Source organism: Parabacteroides sp. ASF519 (genome assembly GCF_000364265.2).
GTDB lineage: Bacteria > Bacteroidota > Bacteroidia > Bacteroidales > Tannerellaceae > Parabacteroides > Parabacteroides goldsteinii.
Genome location: NZ_AQFV02000002.1, coordinates 1 through 10,810, shown reverse-complemented (window position 1 = coordinate 10,810; position 10,810 = coordinate 1). Strand labels below are relative to the sequence as shown.

General features: G+C 42.3%; 13 protein-coding genes and 2 pseudogenes. 6 read left to right on the top strand and 9 right to left on the bottom strand.

From position 1 onward, the window contains the following. Positions 1-5: 5 nt before the first annotated feature. The 4 genes and pseudogenes from C825_RS00130 to C825_RS27680 all read right to left on the bottom strand — a co-directional run bounded on the left by C825_RS00130 (position 6) and on the right by C825_RS27680 (position 2,610). Positions 6-569 (bottom strand): hypothetical protein, encoded by a 564-nt coding sequence (locus tag C825_RS00130; protein WP_250690526.1) that lies wholly within the window; start codon positions 567-569, stop codon positions 6-8. Positions 570-573: 4 nt separating this feature from the next. Then, positions 574-1,587 (bottom strand): annotated as a pseudogene (locus tag C825_RS00125) (M20 family metallo-hydrolase). Between the two features lie 175 nt (positions 1,588-1,762). Further along, a complete protein-coding gene (locus C825_RS27685) occupies positions 1,763-2,011 on the bottom strand; it encodes a riboflavin kinase (RefSeq protein WP_350339011.1) in 249 nt (82 codons plus the stop codon). 23 nt (positions 2,012-2,034) lie between these two features. Next, a pseudogene (locus tag C825_RS27680) lies at positions 2,035-2,610 on the bottom strand (hypothetical protein). Positions 2,611-2,712: 102 nt separating this feature from the next. Here C825_RS27680 and C825_RS00115 point away from each other — a divergent pair. The 5 genes from C825_RS00115 (at position 2,713) to C825_RS00095 (ending at position 5,721) form a co-directional block, all read left to right on the top strand. Beyond that, positions 2,713-3,576, top strand: coding sequence for a hypothetical protein (locus tag C825_RS00115; protein WP_250690525.1), 864 nt, complete (start codon positions 2,713-2,715; stop codon positions 3,574-3,576). 218 nt (positions 3,577-3,794) lie between these two features. After that, positions 3,795-3,977, top strand: coding sequence for a hypothetical protein (locus C825_RS00110; RefSeq protein ID WP_250690524.1), 183 nt, complete (start codon positions 3,795-3,797; stop codon positions 3,975-3,977). A gap of 53 nt (positions 3,978-4,030) precedes the next feature. Further along, positions 4,031-4,372 carry a hypothetical protein gene (locus C825_RS00105; protein WP_250690523.1) on the top strand — a complete coding sequence of 114 codons (342 nt, stop codon included), beginning with the start codon at positions 4,031-4,033 and terminating at the stop codon, positions 4,370-4,372. Then, positions 4,278-5,222, top strand: coding sequence for a hypothetical protein (locus C825_RS00100; protein WP_250690522.1), 945 nt, complete (start codon positions 4,278-4,280; stop codon positions 5,220-5,222). The genes C825_RS00105 and C825_RS00100 overlap by 95 nt, the downstream gene beginning before the upstream one ends. Positions 5,223-5,232: 10 nt before the next feature. After that, positions 5,233-5,721 carry a hypothetical protein gene (locus C825_RS00095; protein ID WP_250690521.1) on the top strand — a complete coding sequence of 163 codons (489 nt, stop codon included), beginning with the start codon at positions 5,233-5,235 and terminating at the stop codon, positions 5,719-5,721. A 415-nt stretch (positions 5,722-6,136) separates the two neighbouring features. Here the strand turns inward: C825_RS00095 and C825_RS00090 are convergent, their stop codons facing one another. The 5 genes from C825_RS00090 to C825_RS00070 all read right to left on the bottom strand — a co-directional run bounded on the left by C825_RS00090 (position 6,137) and on the right by C825_RS00070 (position 9,311). Then, the gene (locus C825_RS00090) at positions 6,137-6,451 is read right to left on the bottom strand and encodes a hypothetical protein (protein WP_502921339.1); all 315 of its coding nucleotides are present in this window, start codon (positions 6,449-6,451) and stop codon (positions 6,137-6,139) included. A 1,038-nt stretch (positions 6,452-7,489) separates the two neighbouring features. Next, the gene (locus C825_RS00085; protein WP_250690520.1) at positions 7,490-7,894 is read right to left on the bottom strand and encodes a TlpA family protein disulfide reductase; all 405 of its coding nucleotides are present in this window, start codon (positions 7,892-7,894) and stop codon (positions 7,490-7,492) included. Next, entirely contained in the window at positions 7,891-8,262 is a 372-nt protein-coding gene (locus C825_RS00080; protein WP_250690519.1) for a hypothetical protein, read from the bottom strand. The genes C825_RS00085 and C825_RS00080 overlap by 4 nt, the downstream gene beginning before the upstream one ends. Positions 8,263-8,685: 423 nt before the next feature. Next, positions 8,686-8,883 (bottom strand): hypothetical protein, encoded by a 198-nt coding sequence (locus C825_RS00075; RefSeq protein ID WP_250690518.1) that lies wholly within the window; start codon positions 8,881-8,883, stop codon positions 8,686-8,688. A 35-nt stretch (positions 8,884-8,918) separates the two neighbouring features. Next, positions 8,919-9,311: a hypothetical protein gene (locus C825_RS00070; RefSeq protein ID WP_250690517.1), complete on the bottom strand. Its 393-nt coding sequence runs from the start codon at positions 9,309-9,311 to the stop codon at positions 8,919-8,921. Between the two features lie 495 nt (positions 9,312-9,806). Between C825_RS00070 and C825_RS00065 the strand changes: the two genes are divergently transcribed. Next, positions 9,807-10,352 (top strand): RNA polymerase sigma-70 factor, encoded by a 546-nt coding sequence (locus tag C825_RS00065; RefSeq protein ID WP_009860118.1) that lies wholly within the window; start codon positions 9,807-9,809, stop codon positions 10,350-10,352. The last annotated feature ends 458 nt before the right edge of the window (positions 10,353-10,810 follow it).

The following is a 10,810-nucleotide window of genomic DNA, read 5'->3' as shown; positions in this document are numbered from 1 at the left end:
TAGGCTTATTTTCTCTTTTGGTCAGAAAGGGAAAAAGTAATATCAGACTGCCGATGAAAGCAATGCCGTAAGTGATGTATAATCCGTAAATATAGGATGAAACTTCTTGTTTTCCTGCTATATATAAAAGTATAAAGGATGAAGAACAATAATCCGCCTTGCAGCATATAAGTCAGATTAAATCCTGTAATCCTGTCTTTGCCCAGCAGAAAGCGGGCGTTGGTTGTAATAAAAGAGGAGATCAATGACAGCACATATATGTCTGTCAGGTACTCTTTGGGAAATAGTCCGAACAGCAACATGGCGGCGCACGCTAATCCGGATCCTATCAGGCCATGCATAAGCCGGGAACAAATAGTATGTATGGAATAACGGTTCATAAAATATACGATCGTATTGCCTGAAAGTACCCCATTGAATACAACGGCTATATTTATTGAAGCCAGGATGATACCCACCAGGCCAACCCCTTCCACACCCAATGCTTTGGCATTAATGAAAATGAGCATCAGATTAAGAAAGGCAATCAGATAGCGTGTTCCAATTGTCCCCAGTATTTTTTTCAACATACGATTATAATTTCAATCCATCCAGTAAACGGACATACGTCGATCGCCTCCCTGATCTCCATCAGGCCGATATACTCGTCTGCCGCATGCGAACGGGCGGAGTTTCCCGGGCCTATCTTGACGGAAGGGAACGGCATGAGTGCCTGGTCGCTGAGCGTAGGCGAACCGAACGGTTCTTTTCCCAGCATGATGGCTCTTTGTACAAACGGGTGATCCGGTGCTGTCCGCGTCGAGTTCAAACGGAAACTGCGTGCTTTTACTTCACAATTCACTTGCTCTTTGATCAGCTCGAACAGTTTTTCATTGGGGTAAAATTCATTTGTACGTATATCGACCGTGAATTCGCAGCGGTCGGGAACAACGTTGTGTTGTGTGCCGGCATGGATAATTGTAACGCTCATTTTTACCGGTCCGAGGAAATCACTCTTCTCCGGAAACTGGTAGGTGTTGAACCATTCAATATCTTTTATAGCCAATGTGATAGCATTGATTCCTTCATTACGGGCAGCATGACCGGCTTTTCCGGTTGCTACGCAATCAAGAACCATCAATCCTTTTTCGGTAACGGCTGGCTGCATGCCGGTCGGTTCGCCGACGATGGCAAAAGCGATGGGCGGGAGGTCTGCCAGTGTACTTTCCAATCCGTTCTTTCCTGATACTTCTTCCTCGCAGGATGCCAGGAAAATCAGATTATAAGCCTGTTCTTTACCGGTCAGTAGTGTGAAAGCCGAATACAGGGAAACAACGCTTGCTCCGGCGTCATTGCTGCCCAGGCCGTATAACTTTTCATCTTCGCTCTCTTCGGGATTGAAAGGGTCTTTCGTCCAGCCGGAGGCCGGTTTTACGGTGTCGATATGTGAGTTCAGCAACAGTGTTGGTTATTCAGGTCGAAACCGGGAGAAACGATCCATAGATTATTCCCTTTACGGTGTACCGTATGTCCTGCAGCTTGCCATGTCTGTTGTAAAAAGTCGGCTACAGCCGCTTCATCCCGGCTGAAAGAGGGACGGCTGATCATCCCTTTCAAAGTATCTATTGCTTCGTAAAAGTTCCATCTATTCAGATTATTGAATTTTGTTACCGGTTGTATCTCAATTCCCTCTTGAGAGGGGCAGGGGGTGTGTTACATTCCGTCAATAGCCTGTCCACCGTCTCCCTGTCATGTCCGGTGTTCTATCAGTTCTTCCAGGGAATTAAATTTGACATCCCCCGTACATAATATATAAACGCAACAGTTTATTATTATAGATATCTCCGGAGAAGTCCAGTATATTCACTTCCAGTGTAATATTGTCGCCATTCTGAAGTGTAGGACGGTCGCCGATGTAGAGCATTCCTTTATATTTCTCTTCTTTCAGATAGACCCAGACTGCATAAACCCCGATCCCCGGTACAATTTTAAAAGGTTCGTCCACCTGTATATTGGCTGTTGGAAATCCCAGTTTGCGGCCGACTTTATAACCGTTTACAATCGTTCCCCGTAGCTGATAAGGGTAGGTGAGTAACCGGCGGCATCTTCCACATCACCGTCTGTCAATAATTTCCTGATCTCGGAAGAACTTACTGCCGTACGTCCTTCGTCGTAAGGCGATGCTTTGATAACTTCCATCCCGCAGGCTCCGCCATAAACAACATATTGCTCAAAACCGTCTTTCCGGTCATGGCCGAAACGATGGTCGTAACCGATCAGTAAAGCGGCTACATGTAATTTTTCCGCCAGTATGGAACTGATAAATTCCTGTGCTGTCAGGCGGGATAGCTCCACCGTGAAGTCGAACGATGCAGTAATCTATGCCGGTAGTAGCCAGTTGTTCCAGTTTTTCCTCAAATGAATTAAGTAATTTGGGCTGATAATCCGAATGCAATACGGCACGCGGATGCTCGGAAAGGTAATAACGGCCGAAGGCAGGCCTTTCGTCTTCGCGACTTCCTTCAGTTCATTGATCAGGAACCGATGTCCCAGATGAACTCCGTCGAAGAAACCGATGGTAGCAACCAGTCTTTTCCCTTTTAATAAATCCGTATCTCTGATAATGATCATTTTCTTCTATTCATTCAATGAAAAGGCAAAAGTACATAAAACCAATGGAAATTAGTCGTACATTTGACCTGATTTATTAACAGACATCTCTGAGTATTAGTTATGAAAAAAGTCTTTTATCTTCTGATTTGCCAGCTTTTATCCGTCTCCTATCTCTTTGCCGATGGTGTGCAGACTGAGAACAGAACGGTGATTTTCACACCTTCCGGTGGTGAAAAGGTTCATTTGTTAACTCCCGGAAGCAGTGTTTCCGAAACAGTTTCGTTTAAACAGGAAGCCTATCCTGTACGTAGACTCCTTCGTGTTGTCGGCGGAGTAAAAATGCCGGCTCCTTTTGAAAAAAGGGGAGAGGAAATGTTCAGGCGGTCGGAATTTTATATCGACGACAATCTGGATTCCGTCCATGTGAAGAAAGATAAGTATTCCTTGTATTTTAAAGGAGAAGATAATAACTTCGAGCGGCATGCCTATTACCGTATTTCGGGTGACTTGCTGAAACCCGGTGAACTGACGGTGACCTTGCCGGTTGTGAAACGTCAGGACATGTCCGTTTCTGCGGGTGGTGACTTTGGCGTACAGATAGAATTGTTTTATAAAAAGCCCGGACGCTATAAAGACGATATTTACGACTGCCCGGATTCGTTGCTTTATTTCCCGGTACCCGCAGGCTCCGGCAAATATCAACAAGTAACGCAAACATTCGTGCTTCCTGATAACGTCGCATGTGCCTTTTTACGTATCGGGGGAACTCATTTCAGTGGCGAGTGCTGGGTGGAGGCACCCAGATTGGTGCAGAACAAGAAACAGGTCTGCTCCATACCTTTTGCTAAGTTTGCCGATAAGACAGACGATTATAACTACTGGACCGGTTGTAACCTTTCTACCCGCAGCTGGCCGCGTTGGAAACTGGATTTCAACGGTACGACTGTTACGAAGGAAATATTTTCGACAGAGCTTCTGATATAGCGGACTTTTATATCCTTCTGCCTGCATCCGTGCAGGGTAACGGCGATTTGAAACTGACTTTGCTCAAAGAGGATAACCGTGCAGCGTATTCTTATGAACTCCGTTCGCTGGAGATTATCGAAGAGAGTGCCCGTGATTGAAATTGTTTCCGTGCCTGAATATGTTTCTGCCGGAGCGGCTTTCGGTGTACTGGTAGAACGAATAAGCCGGATGTCCGTTTGAAGGTACAGGCTCCGTCTTCTGTTATCCCGGCGTCTCAGGAAGTGGTATTAAAAGAAACAGGTTTGCACGTGATTGAGTTTCGTGCCGGCAATTATGCTTCCGCCGTTCCGATGATTTTTGATGACGGAAGCCGTAAAGCGGAAAACAATTCGTCAGATAATAGAAAAGGAACCGGATGAGGTTTACATTTCTTCCGGGGATGAGATTTATATAGATAAGGAATATGCGCCTTATGATTATTTCTTTAAATGGTATATCTCCCAGGGTCGGAAACTGGTATCAGTTCCGTCCTTCCTATCAGTGGAGCGGTTTCCGCGTTGCCCGTCCCGAAGTTATCCGTCATTATACCGGTTTGCTGAATAAGCTCCGGGTTCCTTATGCCTGGCAGGTAGAAGGCCGTACATTGGCCGGTAAACGTATCAATCCGGATTTGGAAACATTGGCTTCCCCGATGTTCCGCGGAAAGCAGGCGCACGAAAATGACGGCGGTTATTATTACTGGCAACATTTCCTGTATCAAGGAGTCTTCTCGGATATGGCTGCCCGCAACCGTCCTTACGGCGGTTTTTGCTAAACATCGCCCGATTTATACTGACCACGGAACCTTTATCCATTATGACCCGTATGGTGTCAAGGATATGGCCGACGGTGCCCGCAAGCTGGTTGAGAATTTCCGTTATTCAAAAGGAGAGAGCAGCCGCCATACAGGTCCTTCCACGTTGTTCCGTTATTTGTATCAGGCTGGCTATAACTGGTTGGGAGCCGAGCAGATGTACGGCCCTGAAGAAATTATCCTGTCTTCATTGCGCGGTGCTTCACGTGCTTATAGCAAGCGGGATTACGGAACGTTGCATGCTATGCAATGGGGTTCAGGACCTTTTACCGACCCGAAACATTCTTTACGTTTGTATATGTCGCTTGCCGTAGCCTATATGCATGGTTCTTCCCATATGAATACGGAAGAAGCCTTGTGGTTGGACGAATATGCCAACGACCGTTATTCCCAATCAGGCAAAGAGCATTTATATGCACAGCATCGTGTGCTGGATTTCATAGAAACACATACCCGTCGCGGCGAATTGAAAAGTAACGTCGCTGTTATCCAGGGAAGGAATGATGCCTGGAAATCGTTCGGTCGCGGCAGCTTATGGTCACAGAAGGGCGACAAATGGCAATTTAATAAGGCTACGGAAAGTTTTGACCTCCTGAAAGTCTTCTATCCCAATAATATCGTGGATGGTTGCGGTCCTAACGGTTGGTTCACCTCTACGCCTTACGGGACTATCGACATTCTGCCTATCGAGGCTCCGCAAGATGTGATGAATAATATAAGGCAATGGTATTCCTTGGCTGGAACAGTTTCGATGAAAGCGATTTCCTCCGCATCCGCAACTATGTATTTGACGGCGGAACGCTTGTCCTGACGGCCGCCATTTGAATGCCGAACTTCAACCCGACCAACCGGCAAAGTTCCCGACTAACGATGCGGTTATCCGTGAAATGTTGGGCGATAATTACAAGTCTTTGAATGGAAAGACCGTTATCCCGTTCGGATCAGGAAAGATCATCTACTTTCCGCAAGCTGCTTATCCGGCAGAATCGTCTTTGAGAAGCCAGTATGAAGAAACAATGCGTGAGTTAGCTACGGAAACCGTGAACAAGGAACTTCCCTCCGGTTGGATCGAATCTGCTCCGTCTGTAGGTTTCACTGTTTGGGATAACAAAGACCACCGCACGATTTATTTGCTGAACACCGACTGGCAAAGTGCTGAACAGCAACATACGGCAACCTTCGTCTATAACGGAAAGAAATTCCCTGTTGATGTCAGACGTTATCATATCGAAACTGTTCATTGCGTTAACGGTTTAGCGATTAATCCCGGTAGTAATACGACGGATATTTTAAGCATAAATAGAAGGTAACAGTTGGAAAGTAACCGTACAGAATACGGAGAAAGATACAATCCGTTGTTTTAATGCAGAAACAGGAACGACAACCACTGTTGTGCTGGATAGCCCTTCTGTTCATGTGATTACGGTTGGGTATTGAAAATAAGGTATCTCTGTCAAGTTGATTTAAAATAGAATATCCTCCGATGAAACCGGAAAGAAACCGATTCATCGGAGGATATTTATACCTGAGCATTTGTAGAACAAGTTCACTCAAGCCTCTGTTAAATAAACGCAGACTTAGTTATTCTTCTTATCTTCTCTATTTTCCTCAAAAGATATTCCACATTAATAAAATGCCGGGTGTATTCCGCATGCATCCTTCTTACAACCGAACTGGCTGCTGCCATCTGAGCAAGGAACTGTAAATGTTTTCCCAAAGAAACATTCACTTCCATCCGTTCTTTCTTTTGTATGGTATCCTGTACGGAATAGGCACCACAAGCCATTTGTATTTCCGGCATTCCCTCATCCCAGGCATGCTGTGTATACTTGCAAAGTATTCCGAGATTTTCTTTAAATCTTTACGAAGGATACTTAGCACTTCAAAATCATTGCGATTGGCAGAACAGGCATTCGGATTAACCAGACGGGCAAATTTAAGGTAAAATTCTTTCAATTCTTCTTCGGAAAAAGGAGATGGGTTGCCACTTGTTTTTTGCATCTCTTCACTTTGTTGGACAGTTAACAATTCTGTTTCCATACATATTAATATTAGATGTGAAGGCGAAGATTTCTAAATATAAGAGCGGTTCCGCCTGTCCCGTTGCATTTCCTACCTCAGGCAGAGTAGATGCATTAACATTCTACACGGGGTACGGAACCGCCATATAGAATGCTCGTGAGCGGACATAAAAATGCCCGCCACGGAAATTGGCAGGTTTCCCCGCCTGAGATATAGGAAATGCATCACAAATGTACGATAATAATTAAAGGATGCAATAAAATACACTTCAAAATTTGTAGATGAATTGATACTGGTAGTAGAGATACTTATAGCAGTTAGAGCTTTTAGGATAAGTCTCGATGCAAATAATTTCAATTCTGATAAAATATGAACAACTTTCTCTGATAGTCCTAAATTGACAAAATGCTATATAAGGTACCTTCTGAATAAGCTGTATGGGGTATTTTGTACAGTTAGCTTTTATGCGACTGTGGGGAAGGATGGAATGTGCAAAAAGTCGGAATAATGGTGTGATATGCGTTATAATAATATCGTATTACATATGGCGGATGCTATCTGCTGTATTGATGGTGATTTTGCAAAATAAAAGATATTGGAAAAGTATCTGTGATATTCCTTGTTTCAGAAATAAAACATGCTCTTTAGCATGAAAATATCCCCTCGAAAATTCGAAAAATGAGTTTTTTTGTTTTATTAACGTTTTTTAGCTTATGTCGAGTAAATTTTCAACCATAATAAAAATATACTTCATTTAAAACGAATATAAATTCCGTTTTAAATGAAGTATATTTTGCTTGAAGAACAGATAAAGCCGGATGCTTTGTTAATAAATGTATATAAATTATCCTAGATAGGCAATATGGATGAATATACTGGTTGTTTAAAAGTATTTTGCTATCATAAAGACATCTAATCGTTTGATTTGATAGAATAATGATATATTGATAATCAATTGAAAGTCGACATAACTGTTATTTGTGAGTCAACTGTCAACTTCAGAAATGTTTCATTTCTGATAAAAATAACCCTGATAAACCCTTTTAACGGGTATATTCAAAGAGGATGAACTCTTTGGGACAGTTTACTTTTTATCCGGGAATAACTTTTGTATTTCATACTCTGCGTTTGTCCGGGGAAATTATCGTCGACCACATTCCCATCCCGATCCAGCATGACATAACGAGGTATGCCATTGAATTTGAATAGTTGACGCAGATAGTTGTATTCATCTTCCGGCAAACGGAACAGGTTGTCACCCATATCATTTTCCGAAATAAATTTATTGTAAGACTCTTCCGGAGAACCGCCTGTATCTGTAATATAGACAAAGGCGAGGTCCGGACTGTCTTTATATTTGTCTCTTAGCGGCTGCATATGTTTAATGCCGTAAATACAAGGTCCGCAGGTAGTAGCCCAAAAGTCGACTAAAACGAATTTTCCTTTGTGCGGGTCTGTCATTTTACAGAAATATCCGTGGCCTTCCCTTCCGGAAGTTTATAGGCTTGTTTTTCTCCTTCCGGAAATTTCTTGGCATACATACGCATCGTTTCTTCTTTCAGGAAAGGCTCTGAGATACTGTTGTTTATTTCTTCAGCCAGCAAATGTCCTTCTTTGGGTGTAAGCATCTCTAGTGCATAATTCAGCGAACGGGTTTTTGCAATCTCAAACAGCAGACCGGGCGTGACTTGCAATTCATTCCGTAAGACAGAATCTTTGCGTAACCATCCCTTGCTAAACATTTCAAGCTTATTCTCGGGGGTGAATGTCATATCTGCGTTGTTGAAAGGTCCCATATATTCATAACGGTTGATGAAAGAACTGAACATATTCGAGACAAGTAAACTTTGTCGTACTATTTATCTTCGGAAGGAAGTTATAATAATCATCCGGAATCGGTTTTTCAGGATTTCATTGGTAGAGTCCTGAGAGGCGTAATACCTTCGTGTCATAACATAATCAAACAAAGCTCCGTAAAATGATAGAAGTATTTTATTTTCAGTAATTGCTGGCCTTTGATTGAAACAGTATTTTGTTTCAGCTTTTCTGCCAGTGAGTTATCAGCCTCTTTCAAAGCGTTCAATTGCTGTTGTTTAAATTCCGCCGGGCAAGAGTTTTTAGTTGCTTTTCGAAATTCCGATAATTGAAAGTATTCACTTTAAACTTGTTAAGTTCTTTGTTTATTCCGGCTGAGGCTCCTTTGAAATCTATGTTTTTAAACTCATACCGGCGATCGCGATATCGGTCTGCCATCAGGAAGTCTTCCCAGTCGAGAGAAATAAATAAGGTTCTCCCGGTTCGATATAAAATGGAATGGAAGTCCTTTTGAAAGAGATATAACCTTCCCAGGGATGATTTAAAAGAAAGTCAGCCTCGAAACGTCCGTCAGGATGGATTTGTATGACAGTCGGATAGTCTTCGCGGGTTAGTTCGTTACCAGTATAAATCATGCCGGTACTGAAGCCGGCTCTGGGATCGTATCCTTTTAGAAAACCGCGTAAATGGGCTGTGTCTTTCCGGAAGAAGTCGGTTCCGTAACCGGTCGACGGATCAGCTTCTGCTGCCAGCTGCTTTTCCATATCTTCCCATGTCCCGTATATGCTTCTTCCACCGGTTTCTTCTTCTTTTTTTTTTTCAGTGAGATTCCGAAGATTGAACCTTCTCCCGTATCTGATTCGATATAATCGAATTTCTTCATTTTTTTATCGAAAGGAGGAAAGATCAGGACAAATGTGGAGTCGCCGGAATCAGGCATAAATGTTTTTTTACCGAACTCGGTTCCTTCGATTCCGGTCGGAAAATATTTCTTTCCGGTATCCGCATCTTTGATGTAAGTAGTACTGTCGAAAGAAATCCACCAGTGGGAATAAATTCGCAATGTACTTGTACCCGTGTGTTTTGTTTCGCTCTATCTGAGTGATTGTATTGATACCTGTGCTTTTAAATTCATAAGCAGGGTTTTCAATGACGCGTTGGGCGAATGCTGTATGGCTGAGACCCAGAAGTAAGAATAGGACTGTTTGTTTTTTCATATCGGAATGTTTAAATGTTATCCTTTCGTTAATTTATAAGGCTAAAGATAGGTTTAGTAGTTATAAACAGCTTGTTTGGGTATGGTATTATTCTGTTTTTATCCTATTTTATTGTTTACTATGGGGCTTAACAGATATTTTATCTTTTAGTTGCTTGCTGCCTTTGAATTTAATTCCTGTAGTTGAATATTTTGATGGATGGTTGCTATTGCCCCGATTAGTGTACAGATTGGAGGATTCAATAATTTTTTCGGCAGATGTATATAGGTGTTTATAAAGGGTATAGCGTTAAAATAGAGTTGGGACAGGGCGTTTTCCGAGATTTTTAATAAGTTTGCAAAATGGAAGTAAAAGATCAGACGACAAATTGTTATCAGCGCATATATATGGAATATGCGCCTATGTTGCTTCGTTTTGCGGGCAAGTTTGTCTCCGGATTCTTTGCAGAGGATATTGTGCATGATGTTTTCCTGAAATTATGGGATAAGCAGGTTTTCCTTCTTCCTGATGACGATTTGAAAAGGATTCTTTTTGTAGCTGTGCGTAATGCCTGCATCGACCATCTGCGTCGTTCTAACATGGAGCAGGAGATACTTGACCACCGTGCTGTACAGCTAAAATTGGAAGAACTGGATTATTTCGAATCGTCCGACGAACTTTTCATGCGGAAAGATTTGTTAGAGCTTCTAATGAAGAAAGTGGCGGAATTACCAGAACGAAGCCAGGAAATATTCCGTCTCTCTTATCTGAAAGGAATGAAAGCTGCTGAGATCGCTGAACAACTGGGTTTATCTGTCCGTACGGTAGAGAACCAATTGTATCGTTCCTTGCTTTACCTCCGTAAGCACTGTTCTCATTTATTCTTTTATCTTTTTACCTTGATTTAAAAGGGGCATTTTTTTATTTTAAAAAAGTTTTTTTTCGTGTGAGTACTTTTCATGTCCCATTCGTTATAAGTTCATAAAGGACTAAGTCACTTTATATCTAACAGAGAAATTATATGGAAGACGGACGATCTGAATTGGTCATAAAATATCTGCAAGGGCAACTGGATACACAGGATATAAATGATTTTACACCTGGGTGAATGAGAATGTCGAAAATAAAAAGGTATTCTTTGAAATCAAAGCGGTCTATGATGCCTGCTATACCAATAGAATGCAGAATGATATGGAAGGAAGTTGGGATCGCCTTCTGAAGAAGAGAAAGGTGTTTTATCCACGTAAGAAGTAGATGGCTGCAATTGGGTAATTATGCAGCAGTCTCTTTTATAACAGTATGTCTTACCTCTTTATTTCTGACTTTCAATAAGGATGAAGACAAAATAGCGACCCGATATATCGGT

Excerpts from the sequence above, each read along its gene's own strand:
- C825_RS00130 (WP_250690526.1), bottom strand. The coding sequence starts at position 569 with ATGTTGAAAAAAATACTGGGGACAATTGGAACACGCTATCTGATTGCC.
- C825_RS00115 (WP_250690525.1), top strand. The coding sequence starts at position 2,713 with ATGAAAAAAGTCTTTTATCTTCTGATTTGCCAGCTTTTATCCGTCTCC.
- C825_RS00105 (WP_250690523.1), top strand. The coding sequence starts at position 4,031 with ATGATTATTTCTTTAAATGGTATATCTCCCAGGGTCGGAAACTGGTAT.
- C825_RS00100 (WP_250690522.1), top strand. The coding sequence starts at position 4,278 with ATGACGGCGGTTATTATTACTGGCAACATTTCCTGTATCAAGGAGTCT.
- C825_RS00090 (WP_502921339.1), bottom strand. The coding sequence starts at position 6,451 with ATGGAAACAGAATTGTTAACTGTCCAACAAAGTGAAGAGATGCAAAAA.
- C825_RS00085 (WP_250690520.1), bottom strand. The coding sequence starts at position 7,894 with ATGACAGACCCGCACAAAGGAAAATTCGTTTTAGTCGACTTTTGGGCT.
- C825_RS00080 (WP_250690519.1), bottom strand. The coding sequence starts at position 8,262 with ATGTTCAGTTCTTTCATCAACCGTTATGAATATATGGGACCTTTCAAC.
- C825_RS00075 (WP_250690518.1), bottom strand. The coding sequence starts at position 8,883 with ATGATTTATACTGGTAACGAACTAACCCGCGAAGACTATCCGACTGTC.
- C825_RS00065 (WP_009860118.1), top strand. The coding sequence starts at position 9,807 with ATGGAAGTAAAAGATCAGACGACAAATTGTTATCAGCGCATATATATG.